Here is a 23,379-nt window from a genome sequence, read left to right as displayed (position 1 = left end):
CGCGGCCGTCAGTCTTCTGTGCGGTCTGCTCCACCCCGAAAACCGGTCGCCAGCACATAGAGTTCCGCTGAATCGGCCCGGCTTGCCGCAGGCTTCACGTGGCGCACCACGGCGAAGTCGCGCTTGAGGTCGGCAAGAAGCTGGTTTTCCGTGCCGCCCTGGAACACCTTGGCGACGAAAGCCCCACCGGGCGCCAGGATCTCGCGGGCGAAATAGATCGCGGCTTCGGCCAAGCCGATGATGCGCAGGTGGTCGGTCTTCTTGTGGCCGGTGGTGTTGGCCGCCATGTCGGACATGACCACATCCGCCGGACCGCCCAGCATCTCGATGAGCTTGCCCGGAGCGCTGTCATCCAAAAAGTCGAGCTGGATGAATTCGACGCCAGCCATGGGATCGATGGGCAGAAGATCGATGCCGACCACCTTGCCCTTCGCGCCCACCTTCTTGGCCGCAATCTGCGACCAGCCGCCGGGAGCGGCGCCCAGGTCCACGATGCGCTGGCCGGGCTTGAGGATGTGATACTTCTCGTCGATCTCGATCAACTTGAAGGCCGCGCGAGAGCGGTAGCCCTCGCGCTTGGCGCGGGCCACGTAGGGATCGTTGAGCTGGCGCTCAAGCCATTTCTGAGAAGAGAGGGTCCGCTTGTGCGCGGTCTTCACGCGCTGCTTGAGATTGCGGGTCCCCGAACCGGTCTTGGTGGTCACCGTTGGCTTCCCTCCCGCCACACGCTGTCCTCTCTCATCATGTTCATCAGAATTCCTTCGCGCAGACCCCGGTCCGCGATGCGCAGGCGATCCGAGGGGAAAGCCCGGCGGATCGCTTCGAGAATGGCGCAGCCGGCCAGAACCAGATCGGCCCTGTCCTTGCCGATGCACGGATTGTCGGCGCGCTGTTGAAAATTGGAATGCAGCAGACGGTCGATCACTGTCGAGATCTCGCCGTTGCGCATCCACATCCCATCGACCTTGCGGCGGTCATAGCGCGCAAGCCCCAGATGAATGCCGCCGACTGTGGTGACGGTTCCCGAGGTGCCGAGGAGGTGGAAGTTCTTCGCCCTGCCCGCCTCGGCGGCTATCAGCGCGAAATCGGCGAGAAGCTCCGAGACTTCCTCGACCATCAGCTCGAAGCTCTTGGGCGTCACATCGATGCCGCCATGGCGCTCGGCCAGGGTCACGACACCGACGGGAAGCGAATCCCAGGCGCGGATGCGCTTGCAGGGATCCGCGAAGGCATGCGGCGCCTGCCCGTCGAGCCACGCGATCTCCGTCGAGCCGCCGCCGATATCGAACACGATGACCGACTGGGCCTTGGGGTCGGCGAGCGCCGCACAGCCCGTCACGGCCAGATAGGCCTCCGTCTTGCGGTCGACGATTTCGAGATCGAGATCGAGATCGCCGCGCACACGCTCGATGAAGGACGGGCCGTTCTTCGCAAGCCGGCAGGCCTCCGTCGCCACGAGGCGCGCGCGGATCACATCCTTCGCGATCATCTTGTCGCGGCAGACACGCAGCGCCTCGATGGTGCGCTCGATGGCATCGTCGCTCAAGGAATTGCCCAGGCCCAGGCCTTCACCGAGACGCACGATCCGTGAGAAGGCATCGGTGACGCGAAACCCGAAATGAGCAGGCTCCGCAATCAGAAGCCGACAATTATTCGTGCCGAGATCGAGCGCCGCATAGCTACGCGAGGAGCGACGCTTCTCATTTTTACGCAGCATTGTTTCAGAATCGGAAGAAAGCCACGAGCCACCTTCGGCCCCAGAGACTGGGTCCGCGCGTCGATCGCCTGGTTCGGTCGTCGCATCGGCTTTCACGGTCAAAACTTAAATCCTTGGGCATTCTCGCGGAATGCCGGTGTTGGGTTAAGAGTAACAACCGCCCCCTACCTCTGCCAAGGGTTGCGACGCAGATTGTCGGACTAGCCCTATCGAAGCGTTAGAGTTTCAAGCCATTCAGCCGGTCGGTCAGCGTGGCCAGAATCTCTACGCCCACATTGGCTACAGCGACCCTCAGGTGCCCTTCCTGACCTGGGCCGAAATAGCTGCCGGGCAAACACAAAACGCCACGCTCGGTCGCCAGCTTTTCCGCAACGGCTTGAGCCTTCGCCCCTGCGAAGGGATGCCGCAGATAGGCGAAATAGGCGCCGGCCGATTCGATCCGCCATTCAGGCAGCGGCGCGAGCGCGTTCTGAAAAACCTGTGCACGCCGGTTGATCTCGGCGCGATTCTCCTCCCGCCAATCGCGCAACGACTCGATGGCCCAGGGAAGCACGGCCTGGGCGGTGCGCGGCGCACAGATCTGGATGCAGTCGAGAATCTTGGCGATCTGCTCGATCAGCGGCGCATCGGCGGTCATGGCGCCCATGCGGTGGCCTGGAATCGCATAGGATTTCGAGAACGAGTAGAGCTGGATCACGTTCTTGCGCCAGTTGTCGCTCGTGAAGAGCCCGTGCGCGCGGTTCATGCCCTGGGGCAGGAAATCCCGGTAAGTCTCGTCGATCACGAGATAAATGCCACGTCTGGCGCACAGCTCCGCGAAGCCCTCGATGACATGAGCGGGATAGACGGCTCCGGTCGGGTTGTTGGGCGTCACGAGAACGATGGCGCGCACTTTCTCGTCGATCAGTGCCTCCGCATCCTCGATGCGCGGCACGAACCCGTTCTCCGGCTTGCAGGGCAGCGGGCGCGGCTCGATGCCGAGCATGTCCAGGCTCATCTGGTGATTGAAATACCAGGGTGTCGGCAGCAGCACCGCCTCGCCACGGCGGGCGAGCAACATCATGGCGACGAAGAAAGCCATGTTGCATCCGGCGGTGATCGCCGTGTCTGCCGCCTCGATCCGGCCCTCGTAGAGGCATGACATTTCCTCCGCATAGGCTTGGCGCAGGGAAGCATCGCCATTGATCGGGCCGTATTGCGAGGTCGCCGCCTCGCCTGCGATGGCTCCTAGACGCTCCAGGAAGCTCGCATGAGGCGCATTGCCCGGAACCGCCTGGGAGAGATTGATCAGCGGCCCGTAAGCCCCGTCATAGCGCCGGGTCCAGCTCTGCGCCTCCGGGATCGGAGGAGAGCCGACATCGGCGACATGGGGATTGATTGGGTTGAAGGGGGCGCTGGTCATAGGACGATTCCGCTCCTGATATGAAAAAGGCAGGAAACCCGGTGAGCCTTCACCGAAATTCCCTGCCCTTCAAGGCTTATCGGTTCAGGCCTGCTTAGGCCTGACTTGCGGTGAAGGATCTTAGTCCTTCGCGCGCTCCACGTAGGAGCCGTCTTCCGTCATGATCACGACGCGGGTGCCGGCCTGGATGTGCGGGGGCACCAGGGTGCGCACGCCGTTGGAGAGCATGGCGGGCTTGTAGGAGGAGGAAGCCGTCTGGCCCTTCACGACCGGCTCGGTCTCGGTGATTTCGAGGGTCACGCGGGCGGGCAGCTCGATGGCGATCGCGACGCCGTTATGGGTCGAGAGCATCACGGCCATGTTTTCCTGCAGGTAGGGCTTCTGGTCGCCGATGATGTCCTCGGGCACGACCACCTGATCGTAGGTCTCGGGATTCATGAAATGGAAGCCTTCGCCGTCCTCGTAGAGGAAGGTGTGCTCGCGGTCTTCCACGAAGGCGCGCTCGACCTGTTCGGTGGTGCGGTAGCGCTCGGAGACCTTCACGCCGTCGGAGATGCGGCGCATGTCGAGCTGGGTGACCGGGGTGCCCTTGCCGGGGTGAATGTTCTGGGCGGTAAGCACGACATAGAGCTTGCCGTCGATATCGACGACATTGCCTTTGCGGAGCGTAGAGGCGATGACCTTCACGGGAAGCGTTCCTTGTGACAGATAGGGCGCGCCGCGGGGCCGGGCATTCCTGCCCCGACGACACTGAAATTCGGTTTCGCTGCCGCAACTAGCCTATCTTGGCGCAAATCGCCAGCCTCACGTCTCAGGAAGCTTTTGGAATGGAAAACCCCGTGCCCGCCCCGTCGCCCTGGTGGACGCCGCATGTCCATGCCGACCGGCGCCCCTTCCTGATGGGCCGGAACCGGATCCAGGCTGCCTTCCGAGGCTTCTTCGCCACTCAGGATTTCGTGGAGGTTGATACCGCCACGCTTCAGACCTCGCCCGGCAACGAGGCGCATCTTCATGCCTTCGCCACCGAGGCTATCGGGCTCGGCGGTTCGCGGACGCCGCTTTACCTCCACACCTCTCCGGAATTCGCCTGCAAGAAGTTGCTGGCGGCGGGCGAGACGCGGATTTCCTGTTTCGCCCATGTCTACCGCAACCGGGAGCGTGGCCCCCTGCACCATCCGGAATTCACCATGCTCGAATGGTATCGGGCCGGTGAGAGCTACAAGACCCTGATGCAGGATTGCGCTGCCCTGCTGGCGCTTTCCGCCGAGACGACCGGCACGCGCAGTCTCACCTATCGCGGCAGAGAGACCAACCCGTTTCAGGAGCCTGAGCGGCTGAGCGTGGCCGAGGCCTTCAGCCGCTTTGCCGGTATCGACCTTCTCGCCTCCATCGACCGGAGCGGCGCGACGGATCGGGATCATCTCGCTGCCGCTCTGCGCCAAGCTGGAATGCGGGTGGCCGATGACGACACCTGGTCGGACCTGTTCAGCCGCGTCATCGTGGAGCGGATCGAGCCCCATCTCGGCCTTGGCCGCGCCACGATCCTCGACGAGTACCCGGTTGCCGAGGCAGCCCTTGCCCGACCCACGGCCCGCGACCCGCGCGTGGCCGAACGGTTCGAGCTTTATGCCTGCGGCGTGGAACTGGCGAACGCCTTCGGTGAACTGACCGACGCGGCGGAACAGCGCCGCCGCTTCGAGGCAGAGATGACGGAGAAGATGCGGGTTTACGGAGAAAGCTATCCGGTTGACGAGGATTTCCTGGCGGCTCTCGCCCTCATGCCCGAGGCCAGCGGCATCGCGCTCGGCTTCGACCGTCTCGTCATGCTCGCCACCGGCGCCTCGCGCATCGATCAGGTGATCTGGGCCCCGGTGCCGGAGACAGACGCTTGAGCACGCTTCGCACACCGAAGGATCTGGCGGACAACGAGCTCATCACGCCCGGTCAGCTCGCCGAGATCGAGCGCGTGGCCGAGCAGTACGCCATCGCGATCAGTCCCGCCATGGCAGCACTCATCGACCGGAACGATCCGAACGACCCGATTGCTCTGCAATTCGTGCCGAAGGCTTCCGAGCTGACAACGACGAGTGAGGAGCGCGCTGACCCCATCGGCGATCTCGTCCATTCGCCTGTCGAGGGCATCGTGCATCGCTACCCCGACCGGGTGCTGCTGAAGGCCGTCCATGTGTGTCCGGTCTATTGCCGCTTCTGTTTCCGCCGCGAGATGGTGGGACCGCAGGGGCTCGGCACCCTTTCGCCGGAAGCACTCGACAAGGCCTTCGCCTATATCGCGGATCATCCCGAGATCTGGGAGGTGATCCTGACCGGCGGTGATCCGCTGGTACTGTCACCACGCCGCCTGTCCGAGCTGATGCAGCGGCTTGCCGCCATCGATCACGTGAAGATCGTGCGTTTCCATACGCGTGTGCCGGTGGTCGAACCGGAGCGGATCGACGAGGCGCTGATTGTGGCGCTGAAGGCGAGCGGCAAGACCACCTATGTGGCGCTTCACGCCAATCACCCGCGCGAGCTGACGCCCGTTGCGCGCAAGTCGTGCGCAAAGCTCGTGGATGCGGGCATCGTGATGCTGAGTCAGTCCGTGCTCTTGAAGGGCATCAACGACAACCCGGATACGCTCGCCGCCCTCATGCGCGCCTTCGTGGAAACGCGGATCAAACCCTATTACCTGCACCACCCTGACCTTGCCCCCGGCACGAGCCATTTCCGGCTTTCGCTGGAGGAAGGCCGAGCGCTCGTGGCGGGCCTGCGCGGACGCATATCAGGGCTCTGCCAACCGACCTATGTGCTCGACATCCCAGGCGGCTACGGCAAGGCCGTGATTGCGCCCGACACGCTGAGCGAGAAAGGCGGCTGCACTACGATCTCGGACTACCAGGGCGGTAATCACACTTATCCGCCTGAGGCTTGAGCCTCAATCGAAAGAGGGCTTCCCGGTCCGCCCTTTCTTGATCTCGGAACGCCGCCCCTTGGCTTCGAGCCTGCGCTTCTTCGAGGCAAGGGTCGGTCTCGTCGGTCTGCGTGGCTTAGGTCTTTCCGTTGCCTGACGGATCAACTCGACAAGGCGCGCCACCGCATCCTCGCGGTTTCGCTCCTGCATGCGGAAGCGCTGCGCGGTGATGATGAGAACACCGTCGTTGGTGAGCCTCTTTCCGGCGATGCGTTCGAGGCGCTCTTTCACATCCTCCGGCAAGGACGGCGAGTTGCGCACATCGAAACGCAGCTGGACGGCGGATTCCACCTTGTTGACGTTCTGCCCACCCGGCCCCGATGCGCGGATGAAGCTCTCCTGGAGTTCATCCTCATCGAGGAAGATGCTGTTCGTCACCTTGATCATGGGGCCTCGGGCACAACGGAAAAGATTAAGTGGAGCGTGAGCGCTTCTAGTCCATGCGAGCTTAGCGCATGCTTGTCGACCTCCGCGAGAAGCCTTAAGCCGCTTGTACCCTTCCTTTTGCCGGTTGCCCGGCCTTTCAAGCGCATCCATGTCCGCTGTCTTCGCCAGCCTCATCCCGACCTTCCTGATCATCGCGACCGGCTGGCTGTGCCGCACCACGAATTTCGTGAGCGAGCAGCAATGGGCAGGGCTCGAACGCGCGACCTACGTGATCTTCTTTCCGGCCCTGATCATCGACACGCTGGCCCGGGCGGATCTCGCATCCGTGCCGGTTCTCGGCGTCGGAGGCGCTCTCGTCGGCTCCATCCTACTTATGGCGAGCCTGATGCTGGCCCTCAGGCCCTTGCTCGAGCGCTATGCGGGCATCGACGGTCCAAGCTTCACCTCGATCTTCCAGGGCGCCACCCGCTGGAACACCTTCGTGGGCCTCGCCGTGGCGGGCAGCCTTTTCGGCCAGCGCGGCATCGCTCTGATCGCGGTGGCTATCGCCGCCATGGTGCCGCTTCTGAACCTGCTCGCCTTCTATGTGTTCATCCGGTTCGCCGGCCGGCCCAAGGAAAGCCCTTGGGCTATCCTACGCTCCTTCGTGACCAATCCTTTCATCTGGTCCTGCGCAATCGGCCTTCTACTCAACCTGGTCGTCCCTCCGCTGCCGAAGCCGATCATGGTTTATGTCGATCTCCTGGGACGGGCGGCTCTGGCTGCTGGCTTGCTGATCGTGGGTGCTGGTCTCGACATCCGCCGGCTCGCCAAGCCCGGACTGCCCCACGTTCTGACCGCCACGCTCAAGCTTGTTCTTATGCCTGTGATGGCTGTGTTCTTCGCACGTTTCGCAGGCGTGAGCGGAAATGACCTCATCGTCACCATCGTCGCGGCATCGGTCCCATCGGCCGCAGCCGCCTATGTGCTGGCCCGCCAGATGGGCGGCAATGCTGGGTTAATGGCTGAGATCCTCACTCTCCAGACCTTGCTGGCACTCGGCACCATGCCGCTCATGATCACCCTTTTGGGTTGACGCTCGTTGAGAAATTTCAACCTTAGGTTAGTATATCGATACTTGTATTATTTATAGTTGTGTTGATATTGAGTGCTCGTTCACCCAAAGGCATAGCTTCACCTTCATGACCAAAGCCCAGTCCAGAGCTCTCTCCGCTCCCTCGCCTCATGATACGGAGATCGACGATCAGGCCTCCGGCCAGGATGCGGCAATGGGCATGAGCAAGACCGAGACGGCGCAATACATTGCCGAGTTTACGGCGGAGCTGTCCTATCTCGCCCGGCAGAATAAACTCGACCTGCTGGCCTATCTGCTCGACATGGCAAAGCTGGAAGCGGAACGGGAGCTGCAGGCTGAAAAGCGCAAGCGCTGAGCTAGAGAGCGGCTCAGCGGCTGGCGAGCAGCGAGACCGCATTGCCGCCATGACGCTCCAGGCGGCCTGCAATCTCCAATTCCAGCAGGGTCATCTGAACAGCGCGGATCGGCAAACCGGATTGGCGCACGAGGTCGTCGACAGCAATCGGGGAAGGCCCCAGCAGCTGGATCAGGTCTACAGCGCCATCCCGGCCGTCATCGATACCCGCCGACGGTAGAACCGAGCCAGTCGGCGCACGCGGCACATCCGGCAGATCAAGCTCGTCCCAAAGCTCCTCCGTCCCGAGAACGTGCCTTGGTTCCTCCGCGCCGGTATCGAGGCGCGGACCGGAGGCGATCAGCGGCTCGAGAACGCTTGTCACATGCTCCACGCTCGAGCAGAGCGTCGCTCCCTCGCGGATGAGATCGTTCGTGCCCTCGGCCCTGGGATCGAGCGGCGATCCCGGAACGGCGAACACCTCCCGCCCCTGTTCCAGAGCAAAGCGCGCGGTGATCAGCGAGCCGGAGCGACGTGCCGCTTCCACGACCACGACCCCATAGGACAAGCCTGAGACGATGCGGTTGCGGCGCGGGAAATCGCGCCCGCGCGGCTCCCAGCCCATGGGCATTTCCGAAATGATCGCGCCGCCCTGCTCCACGATGGCGCGCAGCAAGGGCTCGTTCTCGGATGGATAAATCTTGTCGTGACCGCCTGCGAGAACAGCGATGGTGCCGCTCTCGAGCGTCGCCTTGTGCGCCCGCGTGTCGATGCCGCGCGCTAGACCTGAAATCACCACATAGCCCGCCTCGCCCAGCTGGCGCGACAGGCGCTCGGTGAAGGTCAGTCCGGAGGCCGAGGCATTGCGGGAGCCGACGATGCCGACGGAAGGCCGCGCCAGCACATCTGTCGAGCCGCGCACGGCGATCAACGGCGGCGCGGTATCGATAGCCTGCAGGGTCTTCGGGTACTCGGCCTCGCCCATGGCAACGAAGCGCACGCCGAGACGCGTGGCGGCGGCCATCTCCTTTTCGGCCTCGGCGCGGCTCGTCACTTTCAGCAGCAGGCGTCCACCGCGACGGGCAAGATCCGGCAAGGCCTCGAGAGCGGCGGCGGCACCGCCGAACTGGTTGACGAGGGCGCGGAACGTGCGCGGCCCCACATTCTCCGAGCGGATCAGCCGAAGCCAGTCGAGGCGTTGCTCGTCCGTGAGGTTCAATTCCTTAGCCCTTCTGCCCGATCTTGCCTTCGGTGCCCGCGAGCAGACGGCTGATATTCGGGCTGTGCTTCCACCACAGGAGCGCCACGAGCATCACCACCATGGCGGCCATGGCGGGCTGGCCGAGGAGCCACAGGGCGATTGGAACTGCGGCGCTGGCGACCAGGGCAGAAAGTGACGAATAGCGGGTGGCGAAGGCAACGCCGAGCCAGATGACGGCGAAGACAAGGGCGGCGATCCAGTTGAGCCCGATCAGCACGCCGATGAAGGTGGCGACGCCCTTGCCGCCCTTGAACTTGAGCCATACCGGGTAGAGATGGCCCAGAAACGCGCCGAGCCCGGCAATAGTCGCGGCATGCTCGCCCCATTGGGCGGCAATCAGCACGGCAGCCGTTCCCTTCAAGGCATCGCCCAGGAGGGTTGCGGCAGCAAGCCCTTTGCGCCCTGTGCGCAGCACATTGGTCGCGCCGATATTGCCCGAGCCGACATTCCGGATGTCGCCCAAGCCCGCCATGCGGGTGAAGATCACTCCGAACGGAATGGAGCCCAGGAGATAGCCGAGGATCAGGGCCCCGAGCAGGTACAGCATGTTCACTTCAGCAGGCATTCGCTTCTCGTTATCGTCAGCGGCGGTCGAACACGATCCTGCCCGCAACCATCGTCATCGTCACCTGTCCTTCGAGGCGCGCCTCGTCGAAAGGCGAGTTCTTGGAGAGCGATTTCAGATCGCGCTTGTCGAGCACGTAAGGAGCATCGGGATCGAACAGGATGAGGTCAGCGGGAGCGCCGACCTTCAGGCGTCCGGCCGGCAACCCTAGGATTTCCGCGGGTTTCGTGGAGAGCGCACGCAGCAGCTTGGGCAGCGAGATGCGGTCCGAATGGACGAGGCGAAGCGCCGCCGAGAGCAGCGTTTCGAGCCCGACCGCTCCATCTGCGGCCTCCGCGAAGGGCAGCCTTTTGTTCTCCACATCCTGTGGATTGTGGTCCGAGACGATCACGTCGATGGTGCCGTCGGCCAGTGCCTCGATCATCGCCTGCCGGTCGTCCTCGTGCCGCAGAGGCGGAGAGAGCTTTAGGAAGGTGCGGTAATCGCCGATGTCGTTTTCGTTGAGGGACAAGTGGTTGATGGAGATTCCGCAGGTCACCGGCAGCCCCTTGGCCTTCGCGGCCCGGACGATCTCGGCCGAATCGGCGCAGGAGATCATGGCCGCGTGGTAGCGCGCGCCGGTGAGGCGCACGAGGCGCATGTCGCGCTCCAGCAGGATCGTCTCGGCCTCGCGCGGAATGCCGGGAAGCCCTAGGCGGGAGGCGAACTCGCCCTCGTTCATCACGCCCTGCCCCACAAGGTTCGGGTCTTCCACGTGATGGACGATCAGCGCATCGAAATCGCGGGCATAGGTGAGCGCACGGCGCATGACCTGCGCATTGGTGACGGAGCGCGCGCCATCGGTGAACATGATGGCACCGGCTTCCTTCAGCCGCCCGATCTCCGCCATCTCCTCGCCCTTCAGCCCCTTAGTGAGAGCAGCAGCGGGCAGGATGTTCACGACGGAGGTGTCGCGCGCACGGCGCACGATGAAGTCGATAACCGCCGGATCGTCCAGGGCCGGGCTCGTATCCGGCATGGAGACGACAGTGGTCACCCCACCCGCCGCAGCGGCCTCACCTGCGCTTTTCAGTGTCTCACGATAAGGCCCACCCGGCTCGCCGATGAAGGCGCGCATGTCGATGAGGCCGGGGCTCAGAACCTGGCCGCCGCAATCGATCATGTCGGCATCAGATGGCTTGTCAGGGGTTTGCCCCCAGACGATATCAGCAATCAGTCCGTCTCTGACGAGCAGCGCACCGCGTCCGGCTTTCAAAGTATCGGGATCGATCAGTTCAGCGCCGGCGAAAAAATAACTCTTGGCCACTTAATCAGTCCTCACGCTTGCGCCGGATGAAAACAATATCGGGCTCCAATAGAGATGGAATGTGGACAATGCCTATCTCGACACCTTCCCAGAGAACACCTGTCTCAAGATAGGCCCATTGTTCCTGAGGAAACTCGGGGGCGTACTGACCGCTCTCAATGCAGGCGACGACCAGCCCCATCCTTCCATCCAGTTCGACGACGTCGCCGAGAGAAGCCGTCTCGCCAGTACTGTAGGATATATCGCCCACCATGCCTCACCCGTTCGGCAGATGGCTCGCGAGAGCCTCGAGAACCGCCATGCGGACGGCCACGCCCATCTCGACCTGTTCGCGGATCAGCGATTGCGCGCCATCAGCCACGTCGGAGGAAATCTCCACCCCCCGGTTCATCGGGCCCGGATGCATCACGAGCGCATCGGGCTTGGCGTAGGAGAGCTTTTCCTGATCGAGGCCGTAGAAGCGGAAATACTCCTTCACCGAAGGCACGAACGAGCCGTTCATGCGCTCGCGCTGCAATCGCAGCATCATCACGATGTCCGCGTCTTCCAGGCCCTTGCGCATATCCGTGAAGGTCGGAAAACCGAGGCGCGCAATGCCGGGCGGCAGCAGGTTCGTCGGCGCCACGAGCCGCACCTGCGCGCCCATCGCCGCGAGAAGGATCATGTTGGAGCGCGCCACGCGCGAATGCAGGATGTCGCCGCAGATCGCGACGATCAGCCCTTCGATCCGCCCCTTGTTGCGGCGGATCGTGAGCGCATCGAGGAGCGCCTGCGTCGGGTGCTCGTGCGCGCCGTCGCCCGCATTCACCACGGCGCAATCGACCTTCTGCGCGAGCAGATGCACTGCGCCCGCCGCATGATGGCGCACCACGATGATGTCGGGCCGCATGGCGTTGAGCGTCGCCGCCGTGTCGATGAGCGTCTCGCCTTTCTTCACTGAGGATGACGCCACCGCCATGTTCATCACGTCGGCGCCCAGGCGCTTGCCGGCGATCTCGAACGAGGATTGCGTGCGGGTGGAGGGCTCGAAGAACAGATTGATCTGCGTGCGTCCGAGAAGGGACGTTTTCCGCTTCTCGATCTGGCGGCTCACCTCGACCTGTTGGTCGGCGAGATCAAGCAGCGCCTGAATGTCTAAAGGAGACAAGCCCTCGATTCCGAGGAGATGCCGGTGCGGAAAAACGGATCGCGGGGTGTCTGTCATCTTAAAGCCATCGCTATAGGCGGTCCGGACAGGGCGAGCAAGCGGCTTTCCAGCCCTGACGAAAAGGACTTCAGGGATGGCTGACCTCGCGTCTCAATCCCGCTCGAGTGGTTGATGCACGTGGAGGTATTCGGGATTGTACTGCCCCACACTCTGCAGACGCTCCCAGTCATTGATGATCAATGTCCTGTTACGTGACGTGATCAGCCCCTCCGCCCGGAGCTCTTGGAGCACCCGGTTCACATGGACCGTGCTGATGCCGAAAGCGTCGCCTAGGTCTTCCTGAGTGATCGGAAGGTCGAAACTGTTATCTTGTACCATGCCGATGGTATCGAGGCGGTCCCGCAACTCGCAAAAAAAGTGTGCGAGCCGCTCCAAGGCTTCCATTCGTCCTAAAGCGGTCAGCCATGCCCGATGAACGGCGGCGTCGATCAAGGTGCAATGCCAGAGCGCCCGGGTGAGATACGGGTAGCTCTTAGTGATTTCCTTTAAGTCGCTGTGAGCAACCATCGCCACCGTGCAGGAGGTGAGCGCGGCGACGCCATCATCGATAGGCTGGAGGAGAAAGCTGTGCAGGTCAGCAAAGTCACCGGGAACGTGAAACGCCGTGATCTGACGCCTCCCATCAAGCGAGTAATTGTTTCGCGCAGCCAAACCTTCCACGATCAAGCTGCTGTAATTGGGGCGGCTTCCCTGAGCCACGATCTCCTCTCGAGGCCCGAAAACGGTGGTCCGCGACGTGATCTCCTGGATCACTTCCTTCTCTTGAACGGTGAGAGGGCCATGCCGTTCAAGTCTGCGGATCAACGGCTGGGACATGCTCACTCTCCTAGTCTTTTACATCGAGATAGGGCTGGAGACGGGCTCAACCAGAAGCGTCCTACCCGCTCGGGGCCGCTACGCCGGGTGCGCCAAGACCCTAGATAAGGGTGAAGCTGAAAGGCTCGGTGGCCATGACCGCATTACAGACTCATGAGATCATCAATCAAACGCCGCTCTTCGGGGATGTGAACCTGATTGCAGGCGACCGGGTGCTACTAGATGCTCTCAAAGCCAATGGCGTGGACCCTGAAGCAGAGGGCCTGATCGCCTTCGGGAAGGCCTGGGGCAGCGCGGAGCAGCTCGACCTAGGGCGGCTCGCCAACGAGAACCCGCCGAAACTGCGCACCCACGATGCGCGCGGGTACAGGATCGACATGGTCGATTTCCACCCGGCCTATCACGCGCTTATGAGGACCAGCATGGTGGATGGGCTCCATTGCTCGACCTGGGACGAACCCAGGAGCGGGCATGAGCATGTCGCCCGCGCGGCCCGGATCTACACGGTGGCGGGCGTCGAGAGCGGGCATGTCTGCCCCATCACTATGACCCATGCCTCGATCGCGGCACTCGGAGCTGCGCCTGACAGGCTGAAGGAATGGCTGCCGAAGATCCGCTGGCGGGACTACGATTCCCGCTTCCTGCCGTTCTGGGAGAAAACCTCCGTCACCCTCGGCATGGGAATGACCGAGAAGCAGGGCGGAACGGATGTGCGCGCCAACAGCACCCGCGCGGTGCTGATAGTGGGCGACGAATATGCGCTCACAGGGCATAAATGGTTCATGTCCGCTCCCATGTGCGATGCCTTCCTGGTTCTCGCGCAAGCTCCTGGCGGCCTCACCTGCTTCCTCGTGCCCCGCTTCCGGCCCGACGGCTCTCTCAACGGCCTTTACCTGCAGCGACTGAAGGACAAGCTGGGGAACCACTCCAACGCCTCCTCCGAGGTCGAGTTCGTGGAAGCCTTCGGCTGGCGTATCGGCGAGGAAGGCGCAGGCATTCGCACTATCATCAATATGGTGCAGCTCACCCGCTTGGACTGCGCGGTGGCTTCGGCGGGGCTCGTGCGAATGGGCCTGAGCCTTGCCATGCATCATGCCCATCACCGCAGCGTGTTTCAGAAGAAGCTCATCGACCAACCCGCCATGCGCATGGTGCTGGCCGATCTCGCCCTTGAGAATGAAGCGATGACGGCTTTGGCGCTTCGCACTGCCCGCAGCTTCGACCTCGCCCCGCATGATGAGCATGAGGCGGCCTATGCTCGTCTAATCACGCCCGGTGCCAAGTTCGGCATCTGCAAGGCCGCGCCCCGGCTGCTTTACGAAGCAATGGAGAGCCTTGGTGGCAACGGTTATGTAGAGGAGAGCCCCCTGCCCCGACTCTATCGGGAGGCTCCCGTGAATGCGATCTGGGAGGGTTCAGGCAATGTAATCGCCCTCGATCTCTTGCGTGTCGAGAACCGCGAGCCGGAGTTGGCTGCCTCTGTTCTGGAGCGCCTCATGATCGATGCGAGCGATCTGCCGGGAGCCTCCGAGGCGGCCCGCGACATCGTTCTCGCGCTCAGATCCCCGGAGGCCGAGGCCAAGGCCCGGTTCATCGCCGAGCGGCTTTTCACCCTGGCGGCCGCAGCGGCCCTGGCGCGGTCCGCCCCGTCCCAAATCACGGAAAGCTATGCCCTGACCCGGCTTCACCAGCCAGCTCGAATGACGGGAGCCAACGACTTGGGAGAAGCCCTGAAACCCTTGCTGGATAGAGCTTTCGTCACCATATAACGATCTAGGCGGAACAGCCGATTTGACTTGTCCGCCGCGATCAACCACTTATCGCGCCTTGGCTGTCAGCGGGACTGACCGCCTCTTATCTTGACATTAAGAGCATCCGCTCGCGGCCATCTACGGGAAAGTCGCTCATGAAAGTCGTCGTCGTCGAGTCGCCCGCGAAGGCCAAGACGATCAACAAATATCTCGGCAAGGATTACGAGGTCCTGGCCTCCTTCGGGCATATCCGCGATCTGCCCGCCAAGGACGGCTCGGTCGACCCGGAAGCCGATTTCCGCATGATCTGGACGCTCGAGGACAGGGGCTCGAAGCGCGTCACCGACATCGCCAAGGCGATTAAGGGGGCGGAGAAGCTCATTCTCGCCACCGACCCGGATCGCGAAGGCGAGGCCATCTCCTGGCACGTCCTGGAAGCGCTGCGCGAGAAGCGCGTGCTCAAAGACCTGCCGGTCGAGCGCGTGACCTTCAACGCCATCACCAAGGATGCGGTGCAGACGGCCCTGCGCAACCCGCGCGAGATCGATCAGGCGCTGGTCGATGCCTATCTCGCCCGCCGCGCCCTCGACTATCTCGTGGGCTTCACGCTCTCTCCGGTTCTCTGGCGCAAGTTGCCCGGCGCACGTTCGGCTGGCCGAGTGCAGTCGGTGGCGCTTCGCCTCGTCTGCGACCGCGAACTCGAGATCGAAACCTTCAAGCCGCGCGAATACTGGTCGCTGATCGCGACGCTCGCCACGAAGGACGGCGCGGTGTTCGATGCGCGCCTCGTCGGTGCTGACGGCAAGAAGATCACGCGTCTCGACATCGGCAACGGCAAGGACGCGGAAGCCTTCAAGAAGGACCTGGAACTCGCGACCTTCTCGGTGGCGAATATCGAGGCGAAGCCCGCCAAGCGTCACCCCTACCCGCCCTTCACCACCTCGACCCTGCAGCAGGAGGCCTCGCGCAAGCTGGGACTTGCTCCCGCGCAGACCATGCGCATCGCGCAGCGTTTGTATGAAGGTGTCGATATCGGCGGCGAGACCGTTGGTCTCATCACCTATATGCGTACGGACGGCGTCGACATGGCCTCCGAGGCCGTGCAGGCCGCGCGCCGCGTCATCGGCAAGGAATACGGCGATCAATATGTGCCGACCGTGCCGCGCAAGTACACGACCAAGGCGAAGAATGCGCAGGAAGCGCACGAGGCCATCCGCCCGACGGATATGAGCCGCCTGCCGAAATACGTGTCGAAATATCTCGAGCCCGAACAGGCGAAGCTTTACAACCTCATCTGGACCCGCACCGTGGCGAGCCAGATGGAATCGGCGGAGCTGGAACGTACCACTGCCGACATCCTGGCCCAGGTCGGACCGCGCAAGCTCGACCTTCGCGCTACCGGTCAGGTGGTCAAGTTCGACGGCTTCCTCACGCTCTACAACGAGAGCAAGGATGACGAAGCGGACGAGGATGAAGGCCGCCTGCCGCCCATGAAGACGGGCGACGGCCTGGAACGCCGCCGCATCAACGCGACCCAGCACTTCACCGAGCCGCCGCCGCGCTATTCGGAAGCATCCCTCGTGAAGCGCATGGAAGAGCTCGGCATCGGCCGTCCCTCGACCTATGCCGCCGTGCTGCAGACGCTGCGCGACCGCGAATACGTGAAGATCGACAAGAAACGCCTTGTCCCCGAGGACAAGGGCCGCATCGTCACGGCCTTCCTGGAAAGCTTCTTCCGCCGCTACGTGGAATACGATTTCACGGCCGATCTCGAAGAGCAGCTCGACCGTGTCTCGAACAACGAGATCGACTGGAAGCAGGTGATGCGCGAGTTCTGGCGCGACTTCTCCGCCGCTATCGGCGAGACGAAGGAGCTGCGCATGACGGAGGTGCTCGATGCGTTGAACGAGCTCCTCGGCCCGCACATCTTCCCGGACAAGGGCGATGGCTCGAACCCGCGCACCTGCCCGACCTGCGGCACCGGTCAGCTTTCGCTCAAGCTCGGCAAGTTCGGCTCCTTCATCGGCTGCTCGAACTATCCCGAGTGCAAATACACCCGCCAGCTCGCTGCGACCGGAATCGATGGCGACGGCGAAGGCTCGTCCGAGAACGGCGGCCAGCCGGGCGTGAAGGTGCTGGGTGAGGACCCGGATACCGGATTGCAGGTCACGCTCCGCGACGGACGCTTCGGTCCGTTCGTACAGCTCGGCGAAGGTGAAAAGCCCAAGCGCTCCTCGCTGCCGAAGGGTCTTACACCTTCACAGGTCGATCTCGAAAAAGCGCTCAAGCTCCTCGCGCTTCCGCGTCAGGTTGCGACGCACCCTGAATCCGGTGAGCCGATCCTCGCCAGCATCGGTCGCTACGGGCCTTACGTTCAGCACGGCAAGACCTACGCCAATCTCGGCCCAGGCGACGACGTGCTGGAGATCGGCGCGAACCGTGCCATCGATCTCATTGTCACGAAGGAAAGTGGTGGCGGCGGTGCGCGTCGAGGTGCTGCCGATCCGGGCCGCCCGCTTGGCGGCGACGATCCGGAATCGGGCAAGCCCATCGTGGTGAAGGCCGGTCGCTTCGGTCCTTACGTGACCGATGGCGAGACCAACGCCACCCTGCCGCGCAGCATGGCTGCGGAAGCAGTGACGCTGGCGGAAGCCATCGAGCTTCTGAAAGCCCGCCGCGCCGCAGGCCCGTCGAAGAAGTCGGCGCGCGGCCGCAAGACAGCTGCAAAGAAAGCTCCTGCCAAGAAGGCTGCTGCTTCGAAGAAGGCCCCGGCGAAAGCTGCAACGAAGACGGCGGCAAAGAAGCCTGCTGCCAAGAAGGCTGCCACGAAGAAGGCTCCTGCCAAGAAGTCTGCGAAGGCGGCCGAATGAGATGAGAGAGTGGGTGTCCTGGATCCTTCTCGACCATGCCGATCAGGTGGAAATCGCGCTCCGCCTGATCGTCGCGGCTCTTGCCGGCATGGCCGTCGGGCTCAACCGGGACATCCACAACAAGCCCATCGGCATGCGGACGCTCGGCCTCGTGGCTTTGGGCTCCGCGACCGTAATCCTCTCGGGCTCGGTTTATGAGGGCCTGCATTTCGGACAGGACGCGGTCAGCCGCGTCGTGCAGGGCATCATGACAGGCTTGGGCTTCCTTGGTGCAGGCGCGATCATCAAAGGCCGGGACAACAGCGAGGTTCACGGCCTGACGACAGCGGCGACCGTGTGGATCGCGGCGTCTCTCGGCGTCACTGCTGCCCTTGGCGCATGGTTCATCACGTTCGCAGGAACCGTGATGACACTTGTCGTCCTAACTGTTGGAAAGTCCCTTGAAGACAGGCTTGTTCGCCTGTTCTCAGGCCGGGCGAAAACCGTGGATGAGGACAGCTAGAAGGCGTAGCTGAGACCGATCACGGCAATCACGGCCATGGAGAGCCAGAGCAGGCTCGAGCCGAGAGTGCTGTTCTTGGCAGCCGGGGTTGTATCGGGTTCATCGAAGGCGAAGGCTTCTCCGGCGATGCGCGCAGCGCGGTCCAAGTGGAGTTTCTGTGCGGGTCCCATCGTCGTGCGCATCCTTGCCTCGCTTTTCGTTAAGGTCATGCTTAAACGAGCAACGTGAACCAAGGCTAAACGGTTCCTGTGACACCCTGAAGACATCCTTTAGAGGCAGCCACTTACTCTTTGAACGAGGGGTTTTAAGCATCGAATTTTGTGGCTTGTGACCCTAAACCACCTTCACGTTTCCGTTTTGTTCTCGTATAAAAACGGAATGAGAAATAGTGTAAACAAACGCGAATCATTGAAACGGACCAAGGTCCCTATGGATAACGACGATCTCTTCGGGGGCGCTGCTGCCAAGCGCGCGGCACCTGCTTCGGCCAGAACGGCTGCCGTCAAGGCTTCGAAACCCGCCCCTGCTCCCCAGGGCACGCCGGGCGAGGCCGGCTATGACGCGTCCGCCATCGAGGTGCTGGAGGGGCTTGAGCCTGTCCGCCGCCGTCCCGGCATGTATATCGGCGGCACGGACGAGAAGGCCCTGCACCACCTCTTCGCCGAGGTGATCGACAATTCCATGGACGAGGCTGTCGCGGGCCACGCGACCTTCATCGAGGTGGAGCTGGAGGAAGGCGGCTGGCTGTCCGTGACCGATAACGGGCGCGGCATCCCGGTCGATCCGCACCCGAAATTCCCGAAGAAGTCGGCGCTCGAAGTCATCATGACCACGCTCCACGCGGGCGGTAAGTTCGACTCGAAGGTTTATGAGACCTCGGGCGGCCTGCACGGCGTCGGCGTGTCGGTGGTGAACGCGCTCTCAGAGATTCTCGAAGTCGAGGTCGCCCGCGGCCAGCAGCTCTATCGCCAGGTGTTTGCCCGTGGCCTCCCGCAGGGCAAGCTCGAGACGGTGGGTCGCGTGCTCAACCGGCGCGGCACCAAGGTGCGTTTCAAGCCCGACTGGCAGATCTTCGGCAAGGAAGCGCATTTCCAGCCCCGCCGCCTGTTCAAGATGGCGCGCTCAAAGGCCTATCTCTTCGGTGGCGTCGAGATCCGTTGGAAATGCGCTCCCTCGTTGCTGGAAGGCGTCGACAATGTTGCGCCGGAAGCCGTCTTCAAGTTCCCGAACGGCTTGAAGGATTACCTGGTCCACGACATCGAGGGGAAGGACCTGGTCACAGACCAGATCTTCTCCGGCAAGATCACCAAGCCCGGCAGCCACGGCTCGCTGGAATGGGCGGTCGCGTGGATGTCGAACGAGGACGGGTTCTCCACCTCGTATTGTAACACGGTGCCGACGCCTGAAGGCGGCACGCACGAGAACGGCCTTCGCATCGCGCTGCTGCGCGGTCTGCGCGATCACGCCGAGCGTGTCGGCCAAAGTAAGCGCATGGCGGCGGTGACCACCGACGACGTGATGGCGACCTGCGCCTCCATGCTCTCGGTGTTTATCCGCGAGCCGGAATTCCAGGGTCAGACCAAGGACAAGCTGGCGACCGTGGAAGCGGGCCGTATCGTCGAGAACGGCATCCGCGACACCTTCGACCATTGGCTCGCCGCCTCCCCGCAGCAGGCCAACAAGCTGCTCGACTGGGTGATCGACCGCGCCGAGGAGCGCCTGCGCCGTCGCCAGGAAAAGGAAGTCGCCCGCAAGACTGCGACCCGCAAGCTGCGCCTGCCCGGCAAGCTGGCGGATTGCTCCAATGCCGGCGCAAAGGGCTCAGAACTCTTCCTCGTCGAGGGTGACTCGGCAGGCGGCTCCGCCAAGCAGGCGCGCGACCGCGCCTCGCAGGCCATTCTGCCGCTACGCGGAAAAATCCTGAACGTGGCTTCCGCCGGTCGCGACAAGCTGCACCAAAACCAGCAGATCTCCGATCTTGTCCAGGCGCTCGGCTGTGGCACAGGCTCGGCTTACCGCGATGCCGATCTTCGCTACGAGAAGGTCATCATCATGACCGACGCGGACGTGGACGGCGCGCATATCGCGACCCTGCTGATCACGTTCTTCTACCGTCAGATGCCGAAGCTCATCGATGGCGGCCACCTCTACCTCGCCGTGCCGCCGCTCTATCGCCTCTCCCAGGGCGCGAAGTCGGCCTATGCCCGTGACGAGGCAGACCGCGACCGCCTGCTGAAGACGGTGTTCAAGGGCTCCGGCAAGGTCGAGATCAGCCGTTTCAAAGGCCTCGGCGAAATGCTGCCCGGCCAGCTGAAGGAAACCACCATGGACCCGAAGAAGCGCCTGCTTCTGAAGGTCGTCGTGGAGACCGACGACAGGCCTGAAGCCAACGACACCGTGGAGCGTCTGATGGGCAACAAGCCTGAAGCCCGCTTCGCCTTCATCCAGGAACGCGCCGTCTTCGCCGACGAGGCGGACCTGGATATCTGACGATCAAAAACTGAATGAAAAGCCATGGCGCGGTATAAGCCCCGCGCCATTTTTCTTTGAAGGCCATCAGCCCCGTCTTCAGAGATGCTGAAAAGCCAACCATTCACAGCCAATGATCTCAATCACTTAGCTGGATTCTGATTTTTTCTGAAATTTTTTGAAAAAACTTTGGAACCAATCTCGAACCCAGTCGTTGATAGGCATCACCGGCCCATTCTGCCCCCACGGGTCGGTCCCTCAAAAGGCTCCGCAATGGAGCCTTTTTTTTTGCCCGAAACGGCTTCTAAGCCTCTGATGGATCAATGGCGCGTCTCAAGCGTCATTCACAGGCGGGCCGCCCGGACTAGCCCCGGCCAAGCTTGCATGCGACAAGACCTGACGAACTCAACGAGTTTTTGCCTTGGCCAAACGTTCCAAAATCCACTCTTCCTCCGCCCTTCCCTCCCGGGAGGATCTTACCGCCTTCATCGCCAATGCCCCCGGCAAGGTGGGCAAGCGCGAGATCGCGCAGGCCTTCAACATCAAGGGTGGCGACCGCATCTGGCTCAAGCAGATGCTCAAGGACCTGGAGATCGAGGGCGTCGTGGACCGCCGGGGCAAGCGCGTCCACAAGTCTGGCCAATTGCCGCCCATGGTGATGGCGGATGTGATCAAGCGGGACCGCGATGGCGAGTTGATCGCCGTGCCCACCGAATGGGACGAGGAGGAGCACGGCTCCATCCCCTCCATCCTCATCATGCCGCCCCGCAAGCACAAGCCCGGTATGCCGGTGGCGGGCGTGGGCGACCGGGTGCTGCTGCGGGTCGATCCGCTGAAAGCCGGGGACGTTCATCGTTACGCAGGCCGCGTCACCAAGGTTCTGGCGAAGAAGCAGGCGCAGGTGCTCGGCATCTACCGCTCTCTCCCGGAGGGTGGCGGTCGCCTGGTTTCCGTGGAGAAGAAAGGCCGTGGAGAGGAACTCCAGATCAATCCCGGCGACGAGAACGGCGCGCAGGACGGCGATCTTATTGCCGCATCCATCGTCAAGCACGGGCGCTACGGACTGCCGACCGCGAAGGTGAAAGAACGTCTGGGCTCCGTGAAATCCGAAAAAGCCGTGAGCCTGATCGCGATCTTCGCCCACAACATCCCGAACGAATTCCCGAAGGCCGTCATCGACGAGGCCGAGGCTGCCAAGCCCGCAACCCTCGCAGGCCGGGAGGATTGGCGCGAGCTTCCGCTCATCACCATCGACCCTGCCGATGCGAAGGATCACGACGACGCTGTGCATGCGACGCCCGATAGCGATCCCAAGAACGCGGGCGGCTACATCCTCACCGTCGCCATCGCGGATGTTGCGGCTTACGTGAGACCCGGCTCACCCATGGATCGCGAGGCGCAGGAGCGCGGCAATTCGGTCTATTTCCCTGATCGCGTCGTGCCCATGCTGCCGGAGCGGATTTCGAACAATCTCTGCTCGCTACGCCCGCGAGAAGACCGCCCTGCCCTTGCGGTTCGCATGGTGATCGGCCCCGATGGCAAAAAGATCCGCCACACGTTCCATCGCGTGATGATGCGCTCAGCGGAAAAGCTGTCCTATCAGCAGGCGCAGGCCGCCATCGACGGCAGGCCGGATGAGGTGACGAAGCCGATCCTCGACACCATCCTCAAGCCGCTCTGGGCGGGTTATGGGCTGGTGAAGAAGGCGCGCGACATTCGCGAGCCGCTCTATCTCGATCTGCCCGAGCGCAAGATCGTGCTCAAACCCGACGGCACGGTGGACCGCGTATTCGTGCCCGAGCGGCTGGAAGCGCACAAGCTCATCGAGGAATTCATGATCCTCGCCAACGTGGCGGCGGCGGAAGCTCTCGAACAGGCGCAATCCGATCTCATCTACCGCGTCCACGACGAGCCTTCGCTGGAGAAGATGCGGAGTTTGAGCGAAGTGCTCGCTTCCATCGGCCTGAAGGTTCCGACGCAAGGCGCGCTGAAGCCGGAATTGTTCAACCGCATTCTTCGCGGCGTCGAGGGCTCCGAGCATCAGCTCTTCATCAACGAGGTGGTGCTGCGCTCGCAGTCGCAGGCGGAATACTCGGCGGAGAATTACGGCCATTTCGGCCTGAACTTGAAGCGCTATGCGCATTTCACCTCCCCCATCCGCCGCTATGCGGATCTCATCGTGCATCGCGCACTCATCAGCGGATTGAAGCTGGGTAAGGATGGATTGCCGCAAGACACCACCCGCGCGGAGCTGATCGAGATCAGCGCCAAGATCTCGGCCGCCGAGCGGCGCGCCATGGCGGCGGAGCGTGAGACAATCGACCGCCTGATCGCGCACTTCCTCGCGGACCGGATCGGGGCCACATTCGAGGGACAGATTTCGGGAGTGACGAAAGCTGGCCTCTTCATCAAGCTGACGGAAACCGGCGCGGACGGCTTCGTTCCGGCGGCGACCATCGGCGACGATTATTATCGCTTCGATGAAAAGACCCATTCCATGCGCGGCGATTATACCGGCGAAACCTATCGCCTCGGCGACAAGGTGGAAGTGAAGCTGGTGGAGGCCGCGCCCGTTGCCGGCGCGCTGCGGTTCGAGTTGCTCACCAAGGGCCGCTTCACCGGCAAGGTTGGAGGCGGCAAGAAGGGAGCCAAGCGCCCGCCGCGCGGTGCGAAGAAAGCGGCAAAGGCTGCATCTTCCGACCGTCGCGCTCCCACGCGAGTGAAGGTGAAACGCCGCGGACGCGGCTGA

At 62.8% G+C, this 23,379-nt stretch carries 21 protein-coding genes; 9 read left to right on the top strand and 12 right to left on the bottom strand.

The genetic code is table 11. From position 1 onward, the window contains the following. Window positions 1-8: 8 nt before the first annotated feature. The 4 genes from MJ639_RS02180 to efp all read right to left on the bottom strand — a co-directional run bounded on the left by MJ639_RS02180 (window position 9) and on the right by efp (window position 3,806). Window positions 9-704, bottom strand: a complete 696-nt coding sequence (locus MJ639_RS02180; RefSeq protein WP_243368331.1) for an RlmE family RNA methyltransferase — start codon at window positions 702-704, stop codon at window positions 9-11. Then, window positions 701-1,717, bottom strand: a complete 1,017-nt coding sequence (locus MJ639_RS02175) for a Ppx/GppA phosphatase family protein (protein ID WP_243368330.1) — start codon at window positions 1,715-1,717, stop codon at window positions 701-703. The genes MJ639_RS02180 and MJ639_RS02175 overlap by 4 nt, the downstream gene beginning before the upstream one ends. A 217-nt stretch (window positions 1,718-1,934) precedes the next feature. Then, window positions 1,935-3,119 carry an aminotransferase gene (locus MJ639_RS02170; protein ID WP_243368328.1) on the bottom strand — a complete coding sequence of 395 codons (1,185 nt, stop codon included), beginning with the start codon at window positions 3,117-3,119 and terminating at the stop codon, window positions 1,935-1,937. Window positions 3,120-3,239: 120 nt separating this feature from the next. Continuing rightward, entirely contained in the window at window positions 3,240-3,806 is a 567-nt protein-coding gene (gene efp, locus MJ639_RS02165) for an elongation factor P (RefSeq protein ID WP_243368326.1), read from the bottom strand. Window positions 3,807-3,958: 152 nt separating this feature from the next. Here efp and epmA point away from each other — a divergent pair, with 152 nt between their 5' ends. Together epmA and MJ639_RS02155 are read left to right on the top strand one after the other, a co-directional pair. Continuing rightward, on the top strand, window positions 3,959-5,011 hold the full coding sequence (epmA, locus tag MJ639_RS02160; protein WP_243369010.1) for an EF-P lysine aminoacylase EpmA: 1,053 nt from the start codon (window positions 3,959-3,961) through the stop codon (window positions 5,009-5,011). Continuing rightward, entirely contained in the window at window positions 5,008-6,048 is a 1,041-nt protein-coding gene (locus tag MJ639_RS02155) for a lysine-2,3-aminomutase-like protein (RefSeq protein WP_279306469.1), read from the top strand. Before epmA ends, MJ639_RS02155 begins: the two co-directional genes overlap by 4 nt. 3 nt (window positions 6,049-6,051) lie before the next feature. Here the strand turns inward: MJ639_RS02155 and arfB are convergent, their stop codons facing one another. After that, window positions 6,052-6,474, bottom strand: coding sequence for an alternative ribosome rescue aminoacyl-tRNA hydrolase ArfB (gene arfB, locus MJ639_RS02150; RefSeq protein WP_243368324.1), 423 nt, complete (start codon window positions 6,472-6,474; stop codon window positions 6,052-6,054). 148 nt (window positions 6,475-6,622) lie between these two features. Here arfB and MJ639_RS02145 point away from each other — a divergent pair, with 148 nt between their 5' ends. Further along, entirely contained in the window at window positions 6,623-7,549 is a 927-nt protein-coding gene (locus tag MJ639_RS02145) for an AEC family transporter (protein ID WP_243368322.1), read from the top strand. Window positions 7,550-7,655: 106 nt separating this feature from the next. Beyond that, window positions 7,656-7,904: a hypothetical protein gene (locus MJ639_RS02140; protein ID WP_243368320.1), complete on the top strand. Its 249-nt coding sequence runs from the start codon at window positions 7,656-7,658 to the stop codon at window positions 7,902-7,904. A gap of 13 nt (window positions 7,905-7,917) precedes the next feature. Here the strand turns inward: MJ639_RS02140 and dprA are convergent, their stop codons facing one another. The 6 genes from dprA to MJ639_RS02110 form a co-directional block, all read right to left on the bottom strand. Continuing rightward, a complete protein-coding gene (dprA, locus tag MJ639_RS02135) occupies window positions 7,918-9,102 on the bottom strand; it encodes a DNA-processing protein DprA (RefSeq protein ID WP_243368318.1) in 1,185 nt (394 codons plus the stop codon). Between the two features lie 4 nt (window positions 9,103-9,106). Beyond that, complete coding sequence (gene plsY, locus MJ639_RS02130; RefSeq protein WP_243368316.1) at window positions 9,107-9,709, bottom strand: glycerol-3-phosphate 1-O-acyltransferase PlsY; 603 nt, start codon at window positions 9,707-9,709, stop codon at window positions 9,107-9,109. Between the two features lie 16 nt (window positions 9,710-9,725). Continuing rightward, the gene (locus tag MJ639_RS02125; protein WP_243368314.1) at window positions 9,726-11,015 is read right to left on the bottom strand and encodes a dihydroorotase; all 1,290 of its coding nucleotides are present in this window, start codon (window positions 11,013-11,015) and stop codon (window positions 9,726-9,728) included. Between the two features lie 4 nt (window positions 11,016-11,019). Continuing rightward, window positions 11,020-11,268 (bottom strand): hypothetical protein, encoded by a 249-nt coding sequence (locus tag MJ639_RS02120; protein WP_243368312.1) that lies wholly within the window; start codon window positions 11,266-11,268, stop codon window positions 11,020-11,022. Between the two features lie 3 nt (window positions 11,269-11,271). Then, window positions 11,272-12,219, bottom strand: coding sequence for an aspartate carbamoyltransferase catalytic subunit (locus MJ639_RS02115; protein ID WP_243368310.1), 948 nt, complete (start codon window positions 12,217-12,219; stop codon window positions 11,272-11,274). Between the two features lie 93 nt (window positions 12,220-12,312). Then, window positions 12,313-13,038: a Crp/Fnr family transcriptional regulator gene (locus MJ639_RS02110; protein WP_243368308.1), complete on the bottom strand. Its 726-nt coding sequence runs from the start codon at window positions 13,036-13,038 to the stop codon at window positions 12,313-12,315. 134 nt (window positions 13,039-13,172) lie between these two features. Here MJ639_RS02110 and MJ639_RS02105 point away from each other — a divergent pair, with 134 nt between their 5' ends. The 3 genes from MJ639_RS02105 (at window position 13,173) to MJ639_RS02095 (ending at window position 18,161) form a co-directional block, all read left to right on the top strand. Beyond that, on the top strand, window positions 13,173-14,807 hold the full coding sequence (locus MJ639_RS02105) for an acyl-CoA dehydrogenase family protein (RefSeq protein ID WP_243368306.1): 1,635 nt from the start codon (window positions 13,173-13,175) through the stop codon (window positions 14,805-14,807). A 137-nt stretch (window positions 14,808-14,944) separates the two neighbouring features. Next, window positions 14,945-17,659 carry a type I DNA topoisomerase gene (topA, locus tag MJ639_RS02100; protein WP_243368304.1) on the top strand — a complete coding sequence of 905 codons (2,715 nt, stop codon included), beginning with the start codon at window positions 14,945-14,947 and terminating at the stop codon, window positions 17,657-17,659. A gap of 13 nt (window positions 17,660-17,672) precedes the next feature. Continuing rightward, window positions 17,673-18,161 carry an MgtC/SapB family protein gene (locus tag MJ639_RS02095; RefSeq protein WP_243368302.1) on the top strand — a complete coding sequence of 163 codons (489 nt, stop codon included), beginning with the start codon at window positions 17,673-17,675 and terminating at the stop codon, window positions 18,159-18,161. Here MJ639_RS02095 and MJ639_RS02090 read toward each other — a convergent pair. After that, complete coding sequence (locus MJ639_RS02090) at window positions 18,158-18,343, bottom strand: hypothetical protein (RefSeq protein ID WP_243368301.1); 186 nt, start codon at window positions 18,341-18,343, stop codon at window positions 18,158-18,160. The two genes, MJ639_RS02095 and MJ639_RS02090, sit on opposite strands and share 4 nt — an antisense overlap. Before the next feature lie 247 nt (window positions 18,344-18,590). Here MJ639_RS02090 and parE point away from each other — a divergent pair, with 247 nt between their 5' ends. Next, window positions 18,591-20,651 carry a DNA topoisomerase IV subunit B gene (gene parE, locus MJ639_RS02085; RefSeq protein WP_243368299.1) on the top strand — a complete coding sequence of 687 codons (2,061 nt, stop codon included), beginning with the start codon at window positions 18,591-18,593 and terminating at the stop codon, window positions 20,649-20,651. A 400-nt stretch (window positions 20,652-21,051) separates the two neighbouring features. Next, window positions 21,052-23,379, top strand: coding sequence for a ribonuclease R (gene rnr, locus MJ639_RS02080; protein WP_243368298.1), 2,328 nt, complete (start codon window positions 21,052-21,054; stop codon window positions 23,377-23,379).

This window comes from Microvirga solisilvae, assembly GCF_022808595.1.
Lineage (GTDB): Bacteria > Pseudomonadota > Alphaproteobacteria > Rhizobiales > Beijerinckiaceae > Microvirga > Microvirga solisilvae.
Note: the sequence above shows the minus strand (reverse complement) of the source record. Positions and strands in the feature narration are given on the sequence as shown.